Origin of the sequence: Rhodoferax mekongensis (assembly GCF_032191775.1) — a bacterium.
Taxonomy (GTDB): domain Bacteria; phylum Pseudomonadota; class Gammaproteobacteria; order Burkholderiales; family Burkholderiaceae_C; genus Allorhodoferax; species Allorhodoferax mekongensis.
This window is the reverse complement of the sequence record NZ_CP132507.1, coordinates 2606096-2629561: the sequence shown is the minus strand read 5'-3', so window position 1 is coordinate 2629561 and position 23466 is coordinate 2606096. Positions and strand designations below refer to the sequence as shown.

Annotated in this window: 16 protein-coding genes; 12 read left to right on the top strand and 4 right to left on the bottom strand. The window is 58.8% G+C overall.

Annotated elements, in window-relative coordinates; all coding sequences use genetic code 11:
• The first annotated feature begins 37 nt into the window (after positions 1–37).
• Genes RAN89_RS12560 through RAN89_RS12550 form a run of 3 tightly spaced genes read left to right on the top strand, consistent with a single transcriptional unit; the run spans position 38 to position 11394 of the window.
• Complete coding sequence (locus RAN89_RS12560; RefSeq protein ID WP_313866629.1) at positions 38–7906, top strand: tandem-95 repeat protein; 7869 nt, start codon at positions 38–40, stop codon at positions 7904–7906.
• Positions 7903–9282 carry an efflux RND transporter periplasmic adaptor subunit gene (locus RAN89_RS12555; RefSeq protein WP_313866628.1) on the top strand — a complete coding sequence of 460 codons (1380 nt, stop codon included), beginning with the start codon at positions 7903–7905 and terminating at the stop codon, positions 9280–9282. Before RAN89_RS12560 ends, RAN89_RS12555 begins: the two co-directional genes overlap by 4 nt.
• 3 nt (positions 9283–9285) lie before the next feature.
• The gene (locus RAN89_RS12550; RefSeq protein WP_313866627.1) at positions 9286–11394 is read left to right on the top strand and encodes a site-2 protease family protein; all 2109 of its coding nucleotides are present in this window, start codon (positions 9286–9288) and stop codon (positions 11392–11394) included.
• Between the two features lie 30 nt (positions 11395–11424).
• Here RAN89_RS12550 and RAN89_RS12545 read toward each other — a convergent pair whose 3' ends face one another.
• The 4 genes from RAN89_RS12545 to RAN89_RS12530 all read right to left on the bottom strand — a co-directional run bounded on the left by RAN89_RS12545 (position 11425) and on the right by RAN89_RS12530 (position 15831).
• The gene (locus RAN89_RS12545; RefSeq protein ID WP_313866626.1) at positions 11425–12168 is read right to left on the bottom strand and encodes a carbon-nitrogen hydrolase family protein; all 744 of its coding nucleotides are present in this window, start codon (positions 12166–12168) and stop codon (positions 11425–11427) included.
• 13 nt (positions 12169–12181) lie between these two features.
• Positions 12182–13468 (bottom strand): amidohydrolase family protein, encoded by a 1287-nt coding sequence (locus tag RAN89_RS12540; RefSeq protein WP_313866625.1) that lies wholly within the window; start codon positions 13466–13468, stop codon positions 12182–12184.
• A 99-nt stretch (positions 13469–13567) separates the two neighbouring features.
• A complete protein-coding gene (upp, locus tag RAN89_RS12535; RefSeq protein ID WP_313866624.1) occupies positions 13568–14221 on the bottom strand; it encodes a uracil phosphoribosyltransferase in 654 nt (217 codons plus the stop codon).
• A 20-nt stretch (positions 14222–14241) separates the two neighbouring features.
• Positions 14242–15831 (bottom strand): helicase HerA-like domain-containing protein, encoded by a 1590-nt coding sequence (locus RAN89_RS12530; protein WP_313866623.1) that lies wholly within the window; start codon positions 15829–15831, stop codon positions 14242–14244.
• Positions 15832–15965: 134 nt separating this feature from the next.
• Here RAN89_RS12530 and RAN89_RS12525 point away from each other — a divergent pair, with 134 nt between their 5' ends.
• From RAN89_RS12525 to rng, 9 genes are read left to right on the top strand one after another with little or no spacing between them, the layout of a single operon-like run.
• On the top strand, positions 15966–16685 hold the full coding sequence (locus RAN89_RS12525; protein ID WP_313866622.1) for a YebC/PmpR family DNA-binding transcriptional regulator: 720 nt from the start codon (positions 15966–15968) through the stop codon (positions 16683–16685).
• A gap of 9 nt (positions 16686–16694) precedes the next feature.
• A complete protein-coding gene (purD, locus tag RAN89_RS12520) occupies positions 16695–17987 on the top strand; it encodes a phosphoribosylamine--glycine ligase (protein ID WP_138515354.1) in 1293 nt (430 codons plus the stop codon).
• A complete protein-coding gene (locus tag RAN89_RS12515; protein WP_313866621.1) occupies positions 17956–18645 on the top strand; it encodes a 1-acyl-sn-glycerol-3-phosphate acyltransferase in 690 nt (229 codons plus the stop codon). The genes purD and RAN89_RS12515 overlap by 32 nt, the downstream gene beginning before the upstream one ends.
• On the top strand, positions 18638–19561 hold the full coding sequence (gene hemF / locus RAN89_RS12510; RefSeq protein WP_313866620.1) for an oxygen-dependent coproporphyrinogen oxidase: 924 nt from the start codon (positions 18638–18640) through the stop codon (positions 19559–19561). The genes RAN89_RS12515 and hemF overlap by 8 nt, the downstream gene beginning before the upstream one ends.
• Positions 19558–20175, top strand: coding sequence for a nicotinate (nicotinamide) nucleotide adenylyltransferase (gene nadD / locus RAN89_RS12505; RefSeq protein WP_313866619.1), 618 nt, complete (start codon positions 19558–19560; stop codon positions 20173–20175). The genes hemF and nadD overlap by 4 nt, the downstream gene beginning before the upstream one ends.
• A complete protein-coding gene (gene rsfS / locus RAN89_RS12500) occupies positions 20175–20906 on the top strand; it encodes a ribosome silencing factor (RefSeq protein ID WP_313866618.1) in 732 nt (243 codons plus the stop codon). The genes nadD and rsfS overlap by 1 nt, the downstream gene beginning before the upstream one ends.
• Before the next feature lie 8 nt (positions 20907–20914).
• Positions 20915–21382, top strand: coding sequence for a 23S rRNA (pseudouridine(1915)-N(3))-methyltransferase RlmH (gene rlmH, locus RAN89_RS12495; protein WP_313866617.1), 468 nt, complete (start codon positions 20915–20917; stop codon positions 21380–21382).
• A 2-nt stretch (positions 21383–21384) separates the two neighbouring features.
• Positions 21385–22005, top strand: coding sequence for a Maf family protein (locus tag RAN89_RS12490; protein WP_313866616.1), 621 nt, complete (start codon positions 21385–21387; stop codon positions 22003–22005).
• Positions 21987–23462 (top strand): ribonuclease G, encoded by a 1476-nt coding sequence (gene rng / locus RAN89_RS12485; protein ID WP_313866615.1) that lies wholly within the window; start codon positions 21987–21989, stop codon positions 23460–23462. Before RAN89_RS12490 ends, rng begins: the two co-directional genes overlap by 19 nt.
• Positions 23463–23466: the final 4 nt, after the last annotated feature.

Here is a 23466-nt window from a genome sequence, read left to right as displayed (position 1 = left end):
CCCCCCCCCCACTTATTTTCCGATTGACGGAGACATCATGAACCGCATTTATCAGAGCATTTGGAATGCCATCACTCAAACGTTTGTGGCGACGCCTGAGTCGGCTCGTTCGAAAGGCAAGAGTGGCAGCAGCGTCTGCGCCGCATCGCCAAATGTGACGGGAGTGCCCGCTTTCAGTGGCTTTCGTTCCATGGTCCTGGAGCAGCGGTTTGTGTTTGACGGCGCCGCCGTCGCGGATTTCGCATCCATGAGCGAGGTGACAGGTGTGAACGCACCGTTGATCAGCTTCGCGCTGGCAGACAAGTCGGTGGTAGCTCCCAATTTGCTCGCAGCCCAGGCTACTGCAGAGAGGCTGGTCACTGACTTCATCAGCCGTGGTGATGCCAAAGAGCAATTGTTCGCACTGTTTAACGGCGGTTCATCGGGTGCGCCGTCGGTCCAATGGACCACCGCTTTTGATCAATTTATCAAGAACATGGACTCCATGGACTCGCCAGTTCGTGTGGAGTTGCGGAGTGCGCAAGACATGGGCGGTGCAAAGGGGGCGTTTGCCCTGGTTGGTGTGGATGAAACTCCCACCATCTTTATAAACGCCGATTGGTTGTCGGGGAATCCGGCCACCGGCACCGCAGCGGCCGACGCTGCATCCATCACCAAAGTGCTGGTGGAAGAGTGGGGCCACTACATGGATTCGACCTTGAATCCCGAGTCTGACACACCGGGTGACGAGGGCGAAATGTTTTCGCGTGTCGTTGTTGACGGGGTTGACACCCAGACACTGTCCTATTTGTCCCAACAAGACGATCACGGAACCCTGTCCATCGATGGGCAAGACGTACAGGCTGAGTTTGCGAATTTCAATTTCAGCAACGCCTATGAGATGGTGTATGACCTGAACAATAACGGGGCCATTGATAACACTGAGCGCTGGGCTGACAAAGAGCAGAACTTGCACTACTTCAATTCGAATAACAGCCTGGGAGCGGTGCAGGTTCTGGATGGAACAAACAACCAGAATTTCAGTGGCAACGACGTATCGGCAACATCCATCGTCATCGGTGGCACCACTTACCACGGTTGGATCAGTCGCCCCATCAAGGCCAATGGCGACGTCAAAGGTTTCTATTTCTGGACCGATGTGGGCGGCAGTTTCGGTGGCAAGGCGGCGTTTACCAGTCTTACCATTGCGCAGGCTGACGGCAACATGGACGGCGACAGTAACTCCAGCGACAACCGGGGTTTCTTGTTGGTAGTGGATCAGTCATGGTTCGATTCGCAAATCCAGACCAACAGGACCCAATTCAATATCAACAATTCCAAGGACGGTGCCTTGGGTAATGTGTATGTGGCCAACGTCGGGTCGTCTTCCGATCGGGTGGACTCCGCCATCAATAGCCTCATCGTTCCCAACAGCGGTCCGACACCAGCCAACGACATCGGCACCGTGATCGAAGACCAGACACTGACAGTCAGCGCTGCCAATGGGCTTCTGGCTAACGATACAGACCCCAACCATGACCCGCTCACTGTGACGTCCTTTTCAGTCAATGGAGTGAGTGGAACGGTCGGATCTGCATTGCCGGTGACAGGCGGCAGTATCACGGTGAATGCGGATGGCAGTTACTCCTTTGTTCCTACTCAGGGATACACTGGCCCCATTCCGGTGGTGAGCTATACCATCTCTGATGGCCACGGAGGCATAGCCACCGCGTCACTCTCTCTCGTTGTGACCCCCGTGAATGATGCCCCCTCGGGGACAGACAAGACGATCACTACAAGAGAGGGGATTGCCTATACCTTTGGTGCGGGTGATTTTGGATTTGCTGACCCCGATGACAGTCCCGCCAATACACTTTCATCGGTCATGATCACCACCTTGCCGGGTGCCGGTTCCTTGACGCTCAACGGTGTAGCCGTGACCGCAGGACAAGAAATCTCTCTGGCCGACCTGAGCAAGTTGAAATACATATCCGCGGCGAATGCCAACGGCGCAGGATACGCAAGTTTTACGTTTCAAGTCCGCGATAACGGCGGCACCGCCAATGGCGGCGCCGATCTGGATGCGTCACCCAACACGATCACATTCAATGTGACCAATGTAAATAGCGCACCTGTCGCATTGGCGGACACGTCCAGCTCCAGTGGCGCGGTCGCAGCGGTCGAATCAGGGTACGGGGTTGCGGGCAGCAACGCCACGGGGAATGTCCTGAGCAATGACACCGATCCCGATAGTGGGGACAGCCAAACCGTGGTGGGTGCGACCGGCACCGGCGCGACCTCCGGAACCGGCCCGTTTACCGTGGTGGGGCGATACGGAACTCTCACCATCAATGCCGACGGTAGCTACAACTATGTGGTGGACGATACCAATCCGGCGGTGCAGGCTTTGCGCTTGACCTCCAACACGCTGACAGACCATTTCGGTTACACGATGGAAGATGGTGGCGGACTCCGGTCCAGCAGCACTTTGGCGGTGACCATTACCGGTACCAATGATGCGCCGTTCGCCAATCCGGACTTCAATCGTTTCACTATCAGCACCACGAGCAACGTCACTCTGACCGGCAATGTGCTCACCAATGACACCGACGTTGATACCAATGGCGAAACCAAGTCGCTGGTGGGGTTGGAAGCGACCGGCACCTATGTGAGCTACGCTGCAGGGGGCTCCAGCACGTCACTGGCCTTTGCCGCTTCCAACAACAGCTTTTTCAACGGCGTTGCGGTGGGTGATTTTGTCTACTTCCAAACCAGCGCAAGTCCCGCCCGTTACTACCACTTGCTCACGAGCGGTGATGCCAAGATCACGGTGACCTCCAAAGCGACCAATGCAGACGGAACCTTTGCGATCGGGCTGAGTGGAACCGTAGCCAAATACGGAACCACGGCTATCACCTTGTCTACCCAGACGCTGGTGTTTGCGACTAACGACGTTGCAGACAACTCGAATATCACAGGAACGTCGAAGGAAGCTTCCATCACAAGTTCCACAACGATCACCAAGTCCACGGTGACGCTGAGTGGAACTTCGGGGGAAATTGCGGCCGGCATGACCGTTTCAGGCACCAACATTCCTCCGGGCTCCAAGGTGTTGGACGTGACCAGCAGTGGTGGCAACCTGATCGTGACCCTCGATCAGTCGGTTACGAGTGCGCCCTCGGGGACGATCACTTTCACTGCCCTAGCGGGCTCGACCGTAACCGGCAAATATGGAACCTTGCAAATCAACGCCGACGGAAGTTACACCTATACCTCAGACGTAAACGCCTCCGGTGGTGTTTCGGGTGCCGACGCGTTTAGTTACAAGATGCAGGACGCCGGCGGTGTGACATCCGCGTCTACGCTGACCATCTATGCCCAATCGTCAGCCAGCGGCGCAGTGGTCGCCAGCACCGATGCCGCCACGGTGACGGAGGACACGACGCTGAGCAGAAACGCAGCGACGGGATTACTTGCCAACGACACAGCGAGCTCGGGCACGAAGTCCATCACGGCGTTCACATGGGGTGGAAGCAGCGGCACTCTGGGGACCCCCATGACGATCAGTGGTGTGGGTACGCTCACCATCAATTCCGATGGAAGCTACAGTTTCGCGCCCGCCGCAAACTACACAGGTGCCATTCCGGTGGTGGGTTACACGATGACGAACGGCACTACCAGTGCATCTTCCACCCTGACACTGACTATGTCTGGCGTCAACGATGCACCGGTCGGGGTTGCTGATACAGCACAGGCATATGAGGCTGGCGGTTACGCGAATGGTTTGGCGGGAATCAACCCCAGCGGTAATGTCTTGACCAACGATTCGGACCCTGACGGAAACACGCTCACGGTATCCGCAATATCAGGGGGCACCGTAGGTCAGGCCAAAGCCGGTTCGTATGGATCAATCACCCTCAACAGTGACGGAAGCTACACCTACACGGTTAACAACAGCAACAGTTCTGTTCAAGCCTTGGCTGTAGGAAGCACTCCACTGACCGACACGTTTACCTACACAGTGTCAGATGGCAGCTTGACTTCAACGGCCACATTGACGGTTTCCATCCGGGGAGCCAATGATGCACCTGTGAACACATTGCCGGGTACATCGCCCAGTATTGCGGAAGGGGCGACTGGCTCCATCAGTGGTCTCTCAATGGCAGATGTAGATGACACCAGCAACATGACCATCACGCTCAGCGTGAGCAATGGCACCATTTCTGTGAGCAATCTCAGCGGTACGTCCGTGTCAGCCGGAAGCAATGGAACAGCAACACTGACCTTGTCTGGCAGCAAAGCTGACCTCAATACCGCTCTCGGTTTTCTTACCTACACCGGTGCGGCCGGCTTCAGCGGCACAGATACCTTGAGCATGGAGACTATGGATGCCGGTGGACTGCTGGATCTGGATACCCTTGATATCAACGTGACCGCCGATAACCGCGCCCTTACCGTATCAGGTACGACGGTCAACGAGGCCTCCCCCTACGTGTTTTTCACTGTAGGGGGCGCGACGGGGCAGCAAGTGACGCTGGCTATCAACAGCGGCACGGCGACTCTGGCGGCTGACTTTTCACCCAATTTGGAATATTTCGATGGTACGAGCTGGCAGCCCTATGGTGGTGGCCCTCTGACCATGCCGGGAGCGACGCTTTTGGTACGCACCGCGGTGTACAACGATGCGGCCTTCGAAGGTTTGGAGTCCCTGACGCTGACAGCCAACAACAAATTCGGGACCTCAACCATTGGAAATTCCTACATCAAGGACGATGGGACCGGTGATGTGTTTCTTGCGTCAAACACTTCAGGAAATCCTGACACCTCAGGTACAGGCTTTCCCGCGAGCCTGGATGATGACCGGCCGGTTACAGTGAATAACGTATCTGTCAACGAAGCCTCTCCTTACGCCGTATTCACGGTAACTGGCGCCTCCGGCCAGGTGATTCAACTTGCGCTGGGCAGTCAGACCGCGTCGGTGGGGACAGACACAGGTAACACCCCTTCGGGCACAGAGCTGGAGTATTTCGATGGCTCTGCCTGGGTAGGCTATACACCATCCTCCAACATCACCATGACAAGTGCAACTCTGTTGGTTCGCACTGCCATTACGAATGACGGAACGTTCGAGGGGCAAGAGGCCTTTTACTTGGCGGTAACCAAAGCCAGTAACAGCAATGTCTCCTACGGAATTGGCAGTATTTACGACGACGGAACGGGTCAGATCTTCCTGGAGTCGAATACTTCCGGCAATGCAGATATATCGGGTACCGGTTACCCCGCCGCCTTGGATGATGACCGTTCTTTGAACATAGATTCGCCCGTTGTCAACGAAGCTTCCAATTACACGGTGTTCACGTTGGGCGGCAATTCAGGACAAACTGTCTCACTGGCTTTGGTAAATGAAAGCAGCAACGGGACCGTAACCGGCAAAGCCAATGTCAACGCCCTTCAGACGCTCAAAGTGTGGGATGGACAGACCTGGGCGGACTACAGCGCCGGCAATTTGCCCACATTCGACGCTTTCGGCAAGGTTTATGTGCGTGTGGACATCATTGCAGAGCAAGACAGCCCTTACGAGGGCGCGGAGAGCTACACACTGAATGCCACCTTGTCAGGTCGGGCGGGTGCAGTGACTGGCGTTGCAACCATCATGGACGATGGCACTGGAGTCAAACAGGACGGCACGTTCTCAGGTAGCGGCAATACTCTAAGTGTCAACACGAATACGACGGGACTGGATGACGACCGGACCATTTCCGTCGGGGATGTGGCCGTTGTCGAAGGCACGGACAACTACGTGACTTTCTCTGTGACGGGTGTGGCGGGGCAGCAGGTCGCATTGGTGTTGGTGTCTACTGGCAGCGCCAGCCTGGGTGTGGCGGGGACCAATGATGTGAGTGATGTCATCGAGATCAATGATGGTAGCGGCTGGGTGACTTATACCGGTTCGCTCGCTCTGCCGTCCAGTGGGGTCCTGCAAGCGCGTGTGGCACTCAGAAATGATGCGACCGTTGAAAGCACTGAATCGTTCAAGTTGCGTGCTACCAATCTCGGCGGGGCCACTTTTGACGGAACCGCGACCATTCTGGATGATGACGGGCCCGCGACTTTCAGCATTAACGACGTTTCGGTCAACGAGGCGGCAGGAACTGCCACATTCACTGCTACCCGCAGCGGAAATACATTCAGTTCAGTGAATGTGGACTACGCTACGTCGGGCGGAACGGCCATCTCTGGTACGGATTTCACCGCCGTTTCCGGCTCGCTCAACTTCGGGCCGGGTGAAAACTCCAAGACGTTTACTGTGGCAATCACGAATGATGTTGTCTTCGAGGGTTCTGAGGCATTTACTGTGACGTTGAGTAATCCAAGCGCTGGAGCAACCCTTACCCGGGCCACCGGAACTGGCACCATTCTTGATGACGGTAGCGGGGCGGGAGGTTCCGACGACGACAGGCCGACCGTCACAGTCAGCAGCGTGACGGTTAGTGAGGCCTCGCCGTATGCGGTATTTGAGATCAGCCTGAGTAACCCCAGCTCTTCGACAATCAGTTTCACTCCTACTTTGAATTCGGGTTCGGCGACCGTGGGTAGTGATACCGGAAATTCAGGTGCGCTTCAGTACTTTGACGGCAACCATTGGGTGGGGGCCAGTGGTGGGATCACGCTGGCGGCGAACACCACGAGTGTCCTGGTGCGCACGGCCATTACGCAAGACTCTGACTATGAGGTCAGCGAAAACTTTACCTTGACTACCGGCCTGATATCAGGCGGAGTCGCGAATACCTCTGGTGCTACCGGCACCGGTACCATCAAGGACGATGGCACCAGCACCAACATCTTCGACGAGAACAACCGCAGCCCGATCCCGACGGTTGGTCCCGCGGACAACGATAATCTGAATCCGCAAGCGGAAGCTGATTCTGCGCGCTACACCCCGGGTAGTGCGAAAACAATTTCCATTCTGGACAATGACACCGGAGGTGATGCAGTCGTACCGTTGAGCGTTGTGTTTGTCTCAGCCAATGCAACTGATGGTGGCAAGACATTGGTGGTTGCGGGCCAAGGAGTCTGGGTAGTTCAAACCAACGGTAGCATTACTTTCACACCGGAGGCCGGTTTCTCCGGTGATCCGTCTCCCATAACCTACTCGGTATCCAACGCGCAAGGCAACACTTCAACGGCGACCGTAACTCTGAAAGCAGAGCCATTGCCGCCAGCGGCTTCGCAGCCTCCTGCTCCCGTACCACTGCCGACTCCAATACCAGTTGCACCTGCAATCATTACCGAGCCACCCGCTCCGCAAGTTGCCAGCTTTGATTCTGCGACTCAGCTGATAGAGCGTACACCGCTGGCTGCGGTGGCATTCAGGGAGTTTTCAGATACCTTGACCAGCAGTTCAGGCTTCCGCGTGGCAGTGGAATCTGCTTTGGAGTCTGCAAGTGAGCCCAGGCTGAGTGTGTTCAATGGCGTTGCAAACCAGTTTGCGCTATCGGGCCGAACGACTTCGTTCTCCCTGCCATTTGACGCTTTCAGTCATACCCGCTCAGATGCTGTGGTGTCGCTCAAGGCCATGCAGCTGGATGGTTCTCCACTTCCCCCGTGGATTGCCTTCGACGCCCAAGCCGGCAAGTTTGAGGTCGATGCTCCCAACAACTTTACAGGTGAACTCAAAATCATCATTATTGCGACGGATGGCGCCCGTGAAGCAAGGGCACAGTTCACCTTCACCATTGGCGATGCCCAAAGCCAAGTCAAGCCCTTCGTGAAAGGGCGTCCGGGCCTGACAGAGCAAATGCTGAAGATGGGACGTGCGGAAAGTAGTTTCCACCTCGCAACAGGCAAGCCTGTGTGGTCTGACGGCAAAAACGCCACACGTATTGAGCGCTCTGCAGCTGAAACCGTAGAGGCACGACGAATTTGATCCTGAATCAGTCCAATCCGAACGCCACGCTGCCCACGTTGTATGAACTCGTCAGGCGGGCGAGGGCTGCAGCCAGCACTACTGAGCTGGGTTTTTTGTTAGTCAATGAAACCCACCTTTTGACGCCCTACAGGCAGGGAATGCTGTGGTTTGCAGATCAGGGGCTTCAAAGCCACTCTGGTGTGGTGGTGCCTGACGAACATGCGCCCTATGGCCAATGGGTCAATAAGGTATGCGACGGGATCGTCAAACGGGAAGAGCTTGCAAAAGTCTCCGCTGTGCGAGTGGGGCCTTCAAATGTCCCTTCCGAAATGGCGGCGGATTGGGCTGCGTGGTGGCCTGTGCATGGATTGTGGGTCGGCTTGCCCGGAACCCGAGGACTGAAGCCGGGCGGATTGTTGCTGGTGCGTGAGGAAGCTTGGTCTGACGATGATCTCTTGCTTCTGACGGAGTGGCTAGACGCCTGGTGGCATGCTTTCAGGGCGCTCCGTCCGACAACCCCTTGGAACTTGCGAAGCCTAGGCGCTCTTGTCGCAGATTGGTTCCGCCCCAAAGCGGGGCAAGCGTGGTGGAAGCAGCCGCTTGTGCGATGGGGGGTGGTGCTCTTGTTCGTTATGGTTTTTCCAGTGCGACTGAGTGTGTTGGCTCCCGGTGAGTTGGTGCCCGCGCACCCTACGGTCATACGTGCGCCGCTGGATGGCGTGGTCTCGGTATTCCACGTACAACCCAACCAATTGGTGAAGCAGGGACAGTTGTTGGTCGGCTTTGACGAGGCTTTGATTCAAAGCCGCGTGGATGTCGCCGAGCAGAATCTGGCAACGGCAGAAACCGAATACCGGCAAACTTCGCAGCAGGCGCTGCAGGACGCAAAGCTACGCGGTCAGTTGGCTTTGAGTACTGGAAAAATTGAAGAAAAACGCGCAGAAGTGGCGTTTTTGCGAGGGCAACTGGAGCGCTCGCGGGTGACTTCCCCCAGAGATGGGGTAGTGCTTTTTGATGACCCAGCAGAATGGATAGGCAAACCGGTTACCGTGGGTGAACGCATCTTGCGTATCGCAGAACCAGAAGATAGTGAAGTGGAGGTTTGGCTTCCGCTGGCAGATGCTATTGATTTATCCCCTGGCGATGCTGTGACGATGTATCTGAATGCTAGCCCACTATCACCCGTATCAGCGCGCGTTCGCTATGTGGCTCACGAGGCGATGCCGCGACCTGACGGCCTTTTTGCTTACCGGTTACGCGCCACCTTGTCAGAGAAAACAAGTCATCGGGTGGGCCTGAAGGGAACGGCTAAAGTTCAAGCCGGCTGGGTGCCATTGGGCTTCTGGATCTTGCGACGACCCATCGCCTCCTTGCGCACCACTTTGGGGATTTGATTGATGCCGCTTCCCAGCTTGCGAGAGGAGTTGGATCTGTTGGCAGGTCCCGTATTGGGAGATGGGCAGCCGAGCTGGACGCTGCATGACCCGGTGCGCAATCAATTCATACGACTTGATTGGCCCATGTATGAAATCTTGTGCCGATGGTCTTTGAACGATCCTGCACGGATCGCAGAGTCGGTAAGTGCTGACACGACCTTGAAGATAAGCTGCGCCGAGGTGGAGCAAGTCGCCGGGTTTTTACAAGATAACCAGCTAGTACATCTTGGCAGCCATGCAAGTGCCAGCCAATTGGCTGAGCGCAAAGCACGAATCTCAGGCGGTGTCTTCCAGTGGCTTTTGCATCACTATCTGTTTTTTCGTATCCCTTTGGTCCATCCGGATGCGTGGCTGACCCGATGGCTCAAAGTTGCAGGCGTTTTCTTTACACCAAAATTTTTGTGGCTGACTTTGGGGGCACTGGCGCTGGGCTTGGTACAGGTTTTCAGGCAATGGGATTTGTTCGTGACCACCTTGGTCGATACCTTCAGTTTGCCAGGTCTTTGGTCGTACGGCGTGGCGTTGGCATTGGTGAAAACGGCGCATGAGTTGGGCCATGCGTTTACGGCCAAGCGGCTGGGGTGCAAGGTTCCTGCGATGGGGGTGGCTTTTTTGGTGATGTGGCCGGTGGCGTACACCGATACCAATGACACTTGGCGTTTGACCGATCGTCTGCAGCGACTGCAGGTAGCCATTGCTGGTATTGCTACCGAGCTAATGATCGCTGCGTGGGCAACTCTGGCCTGGGCGTTGTTGCCCCATGGCGAGCTGCGATCGGCCGCCTTTGTACTGGCCACAACAAGTTGGATCACCTCGGTGGTGATCAATGCCAGTCCTTTCATGCGTTTCGATGGTTATTTTGTGCTGTCGGACTGGTTAGACATGCCGAATTTGCACTCACGTTCTTTTGCTCTTGCACGTTGGCATTTGCGAGAGGTGTTGTTTGGCCTCAATGAGCCCCCGCCCGAGCATTTTCATTCGGGAAAGCGCAACGGCCTGATTGCCTTTGCCTGGCTGGTCTGGTTGTACCGCTTGACCTTATTCTTGGGTATCGCCGTACTGGTCTACCACTTTGCCTTCAAGTTGCTGGGCATCTTTTTATTCTTTGTAGAAATTATCTGGTTTGTTTGGATGCCTATACGTCAGGAATTTTTGGCATGGTCCAGCCGCTGGCCGACCATTCGCCTCAGCCGGGTTGCCCGCCGGCGAGCCATTTTCGCTGCTTTGATCTTGTTGTTATTTTTTGTGCCTTGGCCGACACATGTGACCGCAAGCGGCATGTTGAAACCCGTAGACGTTTGGCCTGTGTACGCGCCCTCCGGTGCACGCGTTGAGGAATTACCTCTGCGGGAAGGCGTAAAAGTGGTGCCCGGAACTCCGCTAGTCAGACTGTTTGTTCCGGATCTTCAGCTCCGCAAAGAGGCGCTGATAGTCCGTATCGAGAATCTAAGGCTTCAGGCTGCTGCCTCCAATTTTGACGAAAACGCAAGGCAACGAATGCTTGCAACTGAGCAGGCACTGACAGGCGCTCAAGCAGAACTTGCAAGCCTGAACACAGAAATGTCGACATACTCACCCGTTGCACCATTTGCGGGCACCTTCAGGGACACAGATCCGGATCTGCATGTGGGCCAATGGTTGGGTCGTCGGGAGCGTATCGGTGTGGTAGTGCGCGATGACGGTAGATGGTTGGTTGAGACGTGGCTTGATGAGGAAGCAATTCAACATATCCACCCGGGTGATGCAGCCAGCTTTTCTGCCGATGGCTCTGGTATTGGGGCTTTGAACATGACGGTGAGCAGTATCGACAAGGATGCCAGTCATACGCTGCCACGACCAGAGTTGGCAACGGTAGCGGGGGGGCATATCCCTGTGCGCGAAAAGGCGGGGCAGTTGAACCCGGAGCGGGCCATCTTCAGGGTGGTGCTGGCGCCCGTCGAGGAAATTCCTGAGAGTGCGTCGCTGATGTCGCGTCGCGGAGAAATCAGTATCCGCGGAAGCTGGCAGGTTCCTGCATGGCGTTATGTGCGGCAGGCAGCCGCCGTACTTGTCCGTGAAGTGGGTTTTTGAGCTGGTAGAGAAACTGCTTCCGGGATGCCCTCAGTCGCGGCTGGCGATGACCAGGCAGTCTCCGGTACCCCTTGCCACGGCGAGTAATTCCCCTTGTGAATCCCATATTCCGCTTCTCCCTGCCGACAAATAGCCCCCCGATGGTCCCCCATGGTTGGCGATCACAACCGTCATCGCGTGTTCGCGCGCGTAGCGGGCCCACAGGGGTGCTTCGGCGGCATAGCCATTGGCAGAAGTGAGGATGCCCGCTGCGTAGACGCAGGCGCCTGCAGCAGCAGCTTGCGCTGCATGGCTGGGGTAATTAGTGTCGGCACAGATCGCACTGGCGATCTGCTGTCCTGCCCATGCCTGCAGGCCTACCTGCGCTGAGCCGGCGGTGGCGAATCGGGTTTCGCTGCCATGCAGGTGGTACTTCGCGTATACGTAGTGTTGGCCATCCGGTCGCAAGGTGATGGCGCCAACAAAGGGCAGGGCGCTGCCACTGTCCACTGGCGCGCCCACGGTGATGGCCATGCCCGTGCGTTGGGCTGCTTCGCGCAGGGGCGCCAAGAGCGCGTGGTCCGCGTGCAGCACCAAGTCGGGCATTGCGGCCAACTCGTAGCCGGTGAGGGACAGTTCCGGGAAGACCAGCCACTGCACGCCATGCTGCGCAGCGGCTTCCACAAAGCGCAGGTGGTTTTGCACATTGGCCGCCACGTCCAGCGGGACCGAGGTGCTTTGCGCAGCAGCTATCGCGAATGCTATGCTTTTGCTAGCTGCTTGCGCAATATCCATGAGCGCTAGAGACCTATTTGGTACGTAAGAAGGATGTGCTCGCCGGCCGGCCGGGCAGAGTCAACGTTGCTGTCCGCGCCGGTGTTTGTGCCACTAGAGTACCCCGCCGCCAGACCTTGAGGCGGGTGGCTTTGAGGCGGATGGCCTCGATGGGGTTTTGCGCTTGCAGCAGCACCAGGTCGGCGTGGCAGCCTTTTTCCAGGCCATAGCCCTGCAGGTGCAGGATGCGGGCGGGGTTGGTGGTGACGGCATCAAAGCACTGCTGCATGGCGGGCTGGCTGGTCATTTGCGCCACGTGCAGGCCCATGCTGGCGACCTCAAGCATGTCGCCGCTTCCCATGCTGTACCAAGGGTCCATGCAACAGTCCTGACCAAAGGCGACGGTCATGCCGGCTGCCATGATTTCAGGCACGCGGGTCATGCCGCGGCGCTTGGGGTAGCTGTCGTGCCGGCCCTGCAGGGTGATGTTGATGAGCGGGTTGCTGACCACGCTCAGTTGCGCCTCCGCCATGAGCGGCAGCAGTTTGCTCACATAGTAGTTGTCCATGCTGTGCATGGAGGTCAGATGACTGCCAGTCACGCGGCCGTGCAGGCCCAGGCGGTTGGCCTCAAAAGCCAGGGTTTCCACATGGCGCGAAAGCGGGTCGTCCGACTCGTCGCAATGCATGTCGACCAGCTTGCCTTGCTCGGCGGCCAGCTCACACAGCAGTTTGACGCTGGCAGCGCCGTCCGCCATGGTGCGCTCAAAGTGGGGAATGCCACCGACCACGTCCACGCCCAGCGCCAGTGCTTTTTTGAGGTTGTCTATGCCGCCTTTGCTTCTCAGGACACCGTCCTGTGGAAACGCGACCAGCTGAAGATCGATATAGGGCGCGACTTTCTTTTTGACAGCCAACAGGGCTTCCACCGCCAGCATGCTCGCGTCGCTGGTGTCCACATGGCTGCGGATGGCCAACAGACCGTTGGCGACGGCCCAGTCGCAGTAGGCCAGCGCGCGGTGCACCAGCGCATCAAAGGTCAGGTGCGGTTTGAGCTCGCCCCACAGCGCAATACCTTCCAGCAAGGTGCCGCTCTGGTTCAGCCGCGGCAAACCCAGGCTGAGCGTGGCGTCCATGTGGAAGTGCGCATCCACAAATGGGCTGCTGAGCAACATGCCGCCGGCGTCCACCACCTCCGCCGCCGCAGCGGCTTCTGGCGTGAGCCCTTGTGTCACCTCGGTAATGCGGCCGCTTTGTACCGCCACCGACATGTGGCTGCGCCCGTCGGGCAAGGTGGCGTTGTGGATAAGCAGGTCGAGCATGGTGAAAACTCCCGCACCCCGTGAGGCAGAGTGCTATCAAAAACCTAGCTGCCCGTGCAGATTCCACGGGCGCTAACGGTCATTTTTATTGTTTATCGCCTACTGGGTACCGAAGATGCGATCGCCCGCGTCACCCAGCCCCGGCATAATGTAACCATGGTCGTTCAGGCCCCGGTCGATGGCCGCGGTGAAGATGCGAACATCGGGGTGTTCCTTGTACATGGTGTTGATGCCCTCGGGGCAGGTCAGCAGGCACAGGAATTTGATGGACTTGGGCTTGCAGGCCTTGAGGCGCGTGACGGCCGCAGCCGCTGAGTTGCCGGTGGCCAACATGGGGTCCACGACGACAACATCGCGTTCTTCCATATTGCTGGGCATCTTGAAGTAGTACTCCACCGCCTGCAGGGTTTTGGGGTCGCGGTACAGGCCCACGTGGCCTACGCGGGCGCCCGGCACCACGGAGAGCACGCCGTCCAGAATGCCGTTGCCGGCACGCAGCACGCTGGCAAATACCAGCTTCTTGCCGTCAATAACCTTGCCGGTGGTGGTTTCCAACGGGGTTTCAATTTCCAGATCTTGCAGCGGCATGTCGCGACAGACTTCGTAAATCATCAGGCCGGCCAGCTCGTTGAGCAGCCGACGGAAGCTGCTGGTGCTGGCTTCCTTTTTGCGCATCAGGGTGAGCTTGTGCTGCACCAGCGGGTGGTCGATGAGGGTGACGTTGGCGCGTGCTGCGGGATCGATGGTGACCATGTTTTTGTTCCTTGTAGTGGTTATCGCTTGCTGCCGCCCAGAATGCTGCCCAGCACTCCTCGGATGATCTGGCGGCCCACTTCGCGGCCGATAGAGCTGGCCGCACTCTTGATGAGCTGCTCGCCCACGCTGGCGCGTGAACGGCGGGCGCCGCCACCCAGCATGTCACCAATGCTGTCCAGGATGCCGCCGCCAGCCGGCGCTGCCTCCGGCTCCGCAGCAGGCGCTGCGCGGCCGGCACGTGTACGCGGAGTGGCAGGGGCGGCATCGCCTTCAGCTTCCGCTTCCGCTGCAGCCGGCGCACGGTTTTGCGTGCGGCCTTTGAGTGCCTCGAAGGCCGACTCCCGGTCCACCGCCTTCTCGTAGACACCCGCGACGATGGATTCGGTGATCAGCGTCTTGCGTTGCTCGGGGGTGATGGGGCCGATCTGGCTGGCCGGTGGAATGACGAAGACGCGTTCTGTGAGAGAGGGGCGGCCTTTTTCATCCATCAGGCTCACCAAGGCCTCGCCCACCCCCAGCTCGGTGATGGCGGTCGCCACATCCAAGCCCGGATTGGCGCGCATGGTGTCGGCAGCGCTTTTGACGGCCTTCTGGTCGCGCGGGGTGAAGGCGCGCAAGGCGTGTTGAACGCGGTTGCCCAGCTGGGCCAGCACGCTGTCGGGAATGTCCAGCGGGTTTTGCGTCACAAAGAATACGCCCACGCCCTTGGACCGAACCAGTCGCACCACCAGTTCAATGCGCTCGATCAGCACCTTGGGCGCATCGGCAAACAAGAGGTGGGCCTCGTCGAAGAAGAACACCAATTTGGGCTTGTCCAGGTCGCCTACCTCGGGCAAAGCCTCGAACAGTTCGCTCAGCATCCACAACAAAAAGGTTGCATACAAGCGAGGCGACTGCATGAGCTTGTCTGCCGCGAGGATGTTGACTACCCCTTTGCCCGAGCCATCGGTCTGCATGAAGTCTTCGATGTTGAGCATGGGCTCGCCGAAGAATTGGTCGCCACCTTGCTCTTCGATCTGCATCAGGCCACGCTGGATGGCGCCAATGCTGGCGGCGCTGATGTTGCCGTATTCGGTGGTGTAGCTGGCGGCGTTGTCGCCCACGTCCTGGCACATGGCGCGCAGGTCTTTCATGTCGAGCAGCAACAGGCCGTCGTCATCCGCAATCTTGAACACTAGTTGCAGCACGCCGGCCTGGGTTTCGTTCAGGTTGAGCATGCGGGCCAGCAGCAACGGGCCCAGGTCGCTGACCGTGGCGCGCACGGGGTGGCCTTGTTTGCCGAATACGTCCCATAGCGTGGTGGGGAAGGCGGAAAACGCGGGTTCCTCAAACCCCCGTTCCTTGATGACTTTGGCCAGCTTCTCGGTCAATGCACCTTTTTGGGAGATGCCGGTCAAGTCGCCTTTGACGTCGGCCATGAACACCGGCACGCCTAAGGCAGAAAAGCCTTCGGCCAGGCTCTGCAGGGTGATGGTTTTGCCGGTGCCGGTGGCGCCCGTGATGAGGCCGTGGCGGTTGGCCTTGTCGGGCCGGAGGAAACATTGCACTGCAGACTTGCCTGCAGCGTGCTGGGCAATCAGGATGCCTTCGTCTTGGATGGAAGCCATGGATGTCTCTCAAGTAAATGCTGGGCCGCCCCAAGTTTACTTGCACCCCCTTGGGGGGCCAGCCGCAAGGCCGGGGTGGGGGCGCTGAACTTACAATCGGCGGGGTAGCGTAACGAATTTTTAAAGGGTTTCGTGTGGCAGGACATAGCAAATGGGCCAATATTCAGCACCGCAAGGGGCGTCAGGACGAGAAGCGAGGCAAGATTTGGACCCGCATCGTCCGTGAAATCACGGTAGCGGCCCGACAAGGCGGGGGCGACCCGGCCATGAACCCGCGTTTGCGCCTGGCCATCGAAAAGGCCAAAGCCGCCAACATGCCTGCAGACCGGGTGAAATACAACGTGGACAAGGCCACCGGCTCACTGGACGGCATGAGCTACGAAGAAATCCGCTACGAAGGTTACGGCATCGGTGGCGCGGCCATCATCGTGGATACCATGACGGACAACAAGGTGCGTACCGTGGCTGAAGTGCGCCACGCTTTCAGCAAACACGGCGGCAACATGGGCACCGAAGGCTCGGTGGCCTTCCAGTTCAAGCACGTGGGCCAGCTGATTTTTGCCCCCGGCACAAGCGAAGACAAGGTCATGGAAGTGGCGCTGGAAGCCGGTGCGGAAGACGTGATCACGGATGACGACGGAGCGATTGAGGTGATGACGTCGCCAGCTGACTTTGAGGCCGTCAAGGCCGCCCTGGAGGCCGCTGGACTCAATGCCGAGGTTGCCACAGTGACCATGCGCGCAGAAAACACGATTGAGCTCTCCCTTGAGGACGCCGAGCGCATGCAAAAACTTCTGGATGTACTGGAAGACCTGGACGACACCCAGGACATCTTCCACAACGCAGCACTCTGAACCATAGATATGAACGTACTCGTAATTGGCGGCGGTGGCCGTGAACATGCGCTGGCCTGGAAACTGGCCCAGTCCCCCAAGGTGCAGATGGTCTATGTGGCGCCCGGCAACGGCGGCACGGCCACCGACCCGCGCCTCAAAAACGTGCCCATCACCGATGTGGTGCAACTGCGCCAGTGGGCGCAGGACAACAAGATCACCTTGACCCTTGTGGGCCCCGAAGTGCCTTTGGCAGCCGGTGTGGTCGATGAGTTTCGCGCCCACAACATGCGCATCTTCGGCCCGACCAAGGCCGCCGCTCAGCTGGAAAGCTCCAAGGCCTTCAGCAAGGCATTCATGCGCCGCCATGGCATTCCGACGGCCGAATACGCCACCTTCTCCGACCCGGTGGCCGCCCACGCCTACGTGGACAAGATGGGCGCACCCACGGTGGTCAAGGCCGACGGCTTGGCTGCCGGCAAGGGCGTGGTGGTGGCCATGACCGTGGCCGAAGCCCATGAAGCCATTGACTTCATGCTGGTGGACAACACCCTGGGCGTGGCCCATAACGACGGTGGGGCCAGAGTCGTGATTGAAGAGTTTCTGGAAGGCGAAGAAGCCAGCTTCATCGTCATGGTGGATGGCAAAAACGTGCTGCCCCTGGCTACGAGCCAGGATCACAAGCGCTTGCAGGATGGCGACCAGGGCCCCAACACGGGTGGTATGGGTGCTTATTCGCCCGCACCGGTGGTCACCCCGGATGTGCATGCCAAGGCGATGCGCGAGATCATTCTCCCCACGGTCAAGGGTATGGAAGCCGACGGCATTCCGTTCAGCGGCTTTTTGTACGCCGGGCTGATGATCGACAAGAACGGCCAGCCTAAGACGCTGGAGTTCAACTGCCGCATGGGCGACCCCGAGACCCAGCCCATCATGATGCGCCTCAAGACCGATCTGGTGGACGTGCTGATGGCCGCCACTGAGCCCGGCCCGCACGGAAAGCTCGATGAGGTTGAGTTGCAGTGGGACCGTCGCACTGCGCTGGGCGTGGTGCTTGCTGCTCACGGCTACCCGATGAACCCGCGCAAGGGTGATGCCATTACCGGTATCCCCAAAGAGAGCGAAGACGCCGCCGTGTTCCATGCCGGTACCACCCTGCAAGACGGCACGGTGTTGACCTCAGGCGGTCGCGTGCTTTGCGTGACGGCTTTGGCCGACAGCGTCAAGCAGGCGCAGCAGCGCGCCTACCAAGTGATCGACGAGATTCAGTTCGACGGCATGCAATTCCGCCGTGACATCGGGTACCGCGCCGTCAAAGGCTGATCCGGTGGCATCCGCCGGACATGCGCCACACCCCGTCCAGCTGCGGGGCAGCCCTTTGGCCCGAAAAATTCTCGGGCTCCTGGGCTGGAGGGTCGACTTTGAGGGGCTTCCGGCGCTGCAGGGCGTGATGGTGGTGTACCCCCACACCAGCAACTGGGACTTCATCGTGGCCATCCTGGCCAAGTGGGCCGTGGGGCTACAGCTCAACTTTTGGGCTAAGGACACCCTGTTCAAATTCCCGCTGTTCGGCCGTTGGCTGAAATGGGTAGGGGGCATACCCGTGCACCGGCATTCGCCCCAAGGGGTGGTAGGGCAGGTGGTGGAGGGCGTTCAACGCGCCCGGCTGCAATCTGAACTCTACTGGCTGGGCCTGTCGCCTGAGGGGACCCGTAAACGCACCGAAGGCTGGCGCAGTGGTTTTTACCAGGTGGCACTCAAGGCAAATGTGCCTGTCGGAGTGGTCAGTTTGGACTATGGCCGCAAAGTGGTGGATGCCACCCGGTTCATGACCTTGAGTGGGGACCCGCAGGCAGACCTCGCCCACATGGCCGGCCTGTTGCAAGGCGTGCGTGGCAAACATCCCGAAGCAGCTGCGCCTGTGACATTTCTGGCAGCCCAACGGCCGGCCCCGCATGAAAGAAAGCAAGACCATGTCTGACACTACAGCGACCCCTGAGCGGGTGCGCGCCTACCTGATAGGTTTGCAGGACCGCATCACAACCGCTATCGCCGCGATGGATGGCGGCACCTTCCTTTCCGATGCATGGGAAAAAGCGCCCGGGGAGCCGTTGCAAGGCAATGGCATCACCCGCATTCTGGAGGGTGGCACCGTGTTTGAGCGCGCCGGCTGTGGTTTCTCACATGTGCGGGGCCCCAAACTGCCGCCCAGTGCGACTCAGCATCGTCCGGAGTTGTCCGGCGCGCCTTTTGAGGCCATGGGTGTTTCGCTGGTCTTTCACCCGCGCAACCCTTATGTGCCCACAGTGCATATGAATGTGCGCATGCTGGCTGCCAAGAACCCGCAGGGTGACACCGTATGCTGGTTCGGTGGCGGTATGGATCTGACGCCTTATTACGGTTTTAATGAGGACGCGGTGCATTTTCATCAGGTGTGCAAGGGCGCGTTATCGGATTTCGGAGACGACAAGTACCCCCGGTTCAAGAAGTGGTGTGATGAATATTTCTTTCTGAAGCATCGCAACGAACCCCGTGGTGTGGGCGGCATCTTTTTTGATGACTTTTCTGAGCTGGGGCAGGACCGCAGCTTTGCGATGCTGCAGTCGGTGGGCGATGCCTTTTTGCATGCCTACTTGCCCATTGCTGAGCGCCGCAAAGACATGTCGTACACCCAGCGCGAGCGGGACTTCCAGTTGTACCGCCGCGGGCGCTATGTGGAGTTCAACCTGGTGTGGGACCGGGGCACCCATTTCGGCCTTCAGTCAGGCGGGCGTACAGAGTCGATTCTGCTGTCCATGCCGCCGCACGCCAGCTGGTCCTACCAGCATGTTGCTGCTGCCGGCTCGCCGGAAGAAGCGCTGACCTCTCACTTCCTCACGGCGCGGGACTGGGTTTGACAGCTCCTGCCACCCGCTCCCTGCGCATTGGCGTGTTCGGGGGCGCATTTGATCCCCCACACCTCGGGCATGTGGCTCTGGCCAAGGCCGCTATCGCCGAGCTGTCGCTGGACCGGCTGCTGGTCATACCGACCGGGCACGCGTGGCACAAGGCTAGGGCCTTGAGTCCTGCGGAGCACCGCTTGGCCATGGCTACCCTGGCCTTTGCCGGTATTCCGGAAGTGCAGGTGGATGCGCGCGAAACCCGGCGCATTGGTGCCAGCTACACCGTGGACACCTTGCGCGAACTGCATGCGGAAAATTCGGGTGCGGCGCTGCATTTGCTGATCGGCGAAGACCAGGCGCGAGCCCTGCATACTTGGCATGAATCCGAGGCGCTGCCGGCACTTGCTATAATTTGTGTAGCTGCCCGCGCAGATTCAACGGGCGCCAAGGGTCAGTTTGATGCCTTGAGTGCCGAAATCCCCGGCCTGACTGTGCTGCACATGCCTCCCATGGCTGTCAGTGCCACCGAAATCCGACAACGTGTAGCCTCCGGCGAGAGCATTGCCCCACTGGTTTTTGAACCGGTTGCGCGTTATATTGACCAACACCTTCTTTACCGACCTCACTGATGACTACTTCCACCGTTGCCAAAAATACCCAGAAACTTCAACGTGCCGTCGTCGATGGTCTGGAAGATGTGAAGGCCCAAGATATTGTGGTGTTCGACACCGAGCACCTGTCTGCCTTGTTTGAGCGCGTGATCATCGCCTCCGGCACCAGCAACCGCCAAACCAAAGCCTTGGCTGCCAGCGTGCGCGATGCGGTGCGCGAAGCCGGTTTTGCCAAGCCGCGTATTGAAGGCGAAGGCAATGGCGAGTGGATCATTGTGGATTGCAACCAGGTCGTGGTGCACATCATGCAACCCAACTTCCGCCAGTACTACCACCTCGAAGAGCTGTGGGGCGAGAAGCCCGTTCGCCTGAAGCTGGGTGCCGCCAAACCCGTGGTCGCCAAAGCCAGCGAAGAAGCCAAGCCTGCTGCCAAAAAAGCCTCTGCGAAAACTGCTGAGCCGAGCATGCGCCGTTCCAGCGCGGCCAAGAAGGGCGTGGAAGAAGCCTTCCCGTCCAAAGCTGCTCTGAAGAAAGCTGCAGACAAAGCCGCTGGCGTGAAAGCACCTGCCAAGAAAGCCGCCTCCAAAACCAGCGCTGCAAAGCCCGCCGCCAAACCCGCGGCCAAGGCGGCGGTGAAGACGGTGGTGGTCAAGCCCGAAGTCAAAAAGACGGTCGCCAAAAAAGCTGCGGCCAAGCCCGCTGCCGCCAAGAAGGCGCCTGCGAAGAAAGCCGCTCCCCGTAAAGCCTGAGGTTCTGCGTGAAGCTGGTCATCGTCGCTGTCGGTCAGCGGGTACCGGACTGGGCGCAAACCGCGTGGGACGACTACGCCAAGCGATTTCCCCATGAACTCAAAGTAGAGCTCAAAGCCATCAAGACGGAGCCGAGAGGCTCCAAAACGGTGGAACAGCTATACGCAGCTGAACGCAAGCGCATAGAAGAAGCCATCCCCAAAGGGGCGCGAATTGTGGCGCTCGACGAACGCGGCACCAGCCTGCGCACCACGGCGCTGGCCGATCGTCTGAAAGAATGGCAGTTGGGCGGCACCGATGTGGCGCTCATCATAGGCGGCCCGGACGGTCTGGACCCCGAGTTCCGCCAGGCCTCGCACGAGCGCATACGCCTCTCCGACCTGACTTTGCCCCACGCCATGGTGCGGGTGCTGCTGATTGAGCAGCTGTACCGGGCTTGGTCGGTCAACGCCAATCACCCGTACCACAGGGAATGACCATGAGTGCCCCGGATTACATCTATCTCGCCTCCCAGAGTCCGCGCCGTCGCGAGTTGCTGACCCAGATCGGCGTTGCGCACGAGTTGCTCTTGCCCACCCCAGATGAAGATGCGGAGAGCCTGGAAGTGGTGTTGGAGGGCGATACGCCTGCGGTCTATGTGCAGCGGGTGACCACTCTTAAATTGATAGCTGCTCGCGCACGTCTGGCGGGCGCTAGAGGCCAAAATCGTCCTATTCTTTGTGCAGATACCACCGTCGCCTTGGGGGACACCATCCTTGGCAAGCCGGAGGATGCAGAAGATGCCAAGCGCATGTTGCGCGCCTTGGCTGGCGGCACCCATCGCGTGTTTACTGCGGTGGCAGTGGCATGGGGCGAAAAAACTGCGCAGGCATGTTCGGAATCGGTAGTCACTTTTTCGGCCATGAGCGAAGACGACATTGCCGCTTACGTGGCCAGTGGCGAGCCTATGGGCAAGGCCGGCGCGTACGGTGTGCAGGGCAGGGCGGCCGCGTTTATTGCGCGCATTGAGGGCTCTTACTCTGGCATCATGGGCCTCCCTTTGTTTGAAACAGCGCAGGCCTTGCGCGAGGTGGGCTTTGCATGCAACAAGACATCCTGATCAATTGGTCCCCGCAAGAGACGCGGGTCGCCATCGTGGAACACGGTGCAGTGCAGGAACTGCACGTGGAACGCACGCTGGAGCGTGGTCTGGTGGGCAATGTGTACCTTGGCAAAGTGGCGCGGGTGCTGCCCGGCATGCAGTCGGCGTTTATCGACATTGGCCTGGAGCGCGCGGCCTTTTTGCATGTGGCTGATGTGTGGCATCCCCCGGCAGAAGGTGAGTCGCTGAGTTCCTCCCGCGCATCGCAGCCCCAGATTCCGATTGAGAAGCAGGTGTTTGAGGGCCAGTCCCTCATGGTGCAGGTGATCAAGGACCCGATTGGCACCAAGGGCGCCCGCCTGTCCACGCAGATCAGCATTGCCGGCCGCCTGCTGGTGTTCCTGCCGCAGGACGACCATATCGGCGTGTCCCAAAAGATTCCTACCGCTCAGCGTGATGAGCTGCGCAGCCGCATGCAGGCGCTTGCGGGCAAAGAAGGCGGTGGATTCATCTTGCGCACCAATGGCGAGGATGCGTCGGACAAGGAGCTGGGCGACGATATTGCTTACCTGCGCAAGGCGTGGGCCCGGATCAAGGATGCATCGCTTCGTCTGCCGCCGCAAAGTTTGTTGCACCAGGACTTGAACCTGTTGCAGCGCGTGTTGCGTGACTTGGTGGGCGAAACGACGCAGACGATTCGCGTGGATTCGCGCGAGCAGTTTGATGCGCTAAAGACCTTTGGAGCGGAGTTCATGCCCGCAGCGGCTGAGAAGTTGCAGCACTACAAGGGTGAGCGCCCCATCTTCGACCTGTATTCCATTGACGAAGAAATTGCCAAAGCGCTGGCGCGCCGGGTGGAGCTCAAGTCGGGCGGCTACCTGATCGTGGACCAGACCGAAGCCCTGACTACGGTGGATGTGAACACGGGTGGTTTTGTCGGTGCGCGCAACTTTGACGACACCATTTTCAAAACCAATCTCGAAGCGGCACAGGCAATCGCACGTCAATTGCGATTGCGCAATCTGGGCGGCATCATCATTGTTGACTTTATCGACATGGCCCGCGAAGACCACCGCGAGGCCGTGTTGGCGGAGTTCCGCAAACAGCTGGGGCGTGACCGGGTGAAGACTATGGCGGGTGGCTTCTCGCAGCTGGGTCTGGTGGAAATGACGCGCAAGCGCACGCGTGAATCGCTGGCTCACATGCTGTGCGAGCCGTGCCCGACCTGCGAAGGCAAGGGCATCGTCAAGACGCCGCGTAGTGTGGCATATGACATCCTGCGTGAAATCTTGCGTGAAGCCCGACAGTTCACTCCGCGTGAGTTCCGGGTGGTGGCGTCACCCAAGGTGATTGAACTGTTGTTGGACGAAGAAAGCCAGCACTTGGCAGGCCTCTCTGAGTTCATCGGCAAACCTGTGTCGCTGCTAAGCGAGGCAGCCATGGCCCAGGAGCAATACGACATTGTGTTGCTGTGATGGT

Bases quoted from the DNA above. Each gene is read 5' to 3' on its own strand.
- RAN89_RS12560 (WP_313866629.1), top strand. From the start codon at position 38: ATGAACCGCATTTATCAGAGCATTTGGAATGCCATCACTCAAACGTTT.
- RAN89_RS12550 (WP_313866627.1), top strand. From the start codon at position 9,286: ATGCCGCTTCCCAGCTTGCGAGAGGAGTTGGATCTGTTGGCAGGTCCC.
- RAN89_RS12545 (WP_313866626.1), bottom strand. From the start codon at position 12,168: ATGGATATTGCGCAAGCAGCTAGCAAAAGCATAGCATTCGCGATAGCT.
- RAN89_RS12540 (WP_313866625.1), bottom strand. From the start codon at position 13,468: ATGCTCGACCTGCTTATCCACAACGCCACCTTGCCCGACGGGCGCAGC.
- upp (WP_313866624.1), bottom strand. From the start codon at position 14,221: ATGGTCACCATCGATCCCGCAGCACGCGCCAACGTCACCCTCATCGAC.
- RAN89_RS12530 (WP_313866623.1), bottom strand. From the start codon at position 15,831: ATGGCTTCCATCCAAGACGAAGGCATCCTGATTGCCCAGCACGCTGCA.
- purD (WP_138515354.1), top strand. From the start codon at position 16,695: ATGAACGTACTCGTAATTGGCGGCGGTGGCCGTGAACATGCGCTGGCC.
- hemF (WP_313866620.1), top strand. From the start codon at position 18,638: ATGTCTGACACTACAGCGACCCCTGAGCGGGTGCGCGCCTACCTGATA.
- rsfS (WP_313866618.1), top strand. From the start codon at position 20,175: ATGACTACTTCCACCGTTGCCAAAAATACCCAGAAACTTCAACGTGCC.
- RAN89_RS12490 (WP_313866616.1), top strand. From the start codon at position 21,385: ATGAGTGCCCCGGATTACATCTATCTCGCCTCCCAGAGTCCGCGCCGT.
- rng (WP_313866615.1), top strand. From the start codon at position 21,987: ATGCAACAAGACATCCTGATCAATTGGTCCCCGCAAGAGACGCGGGTC.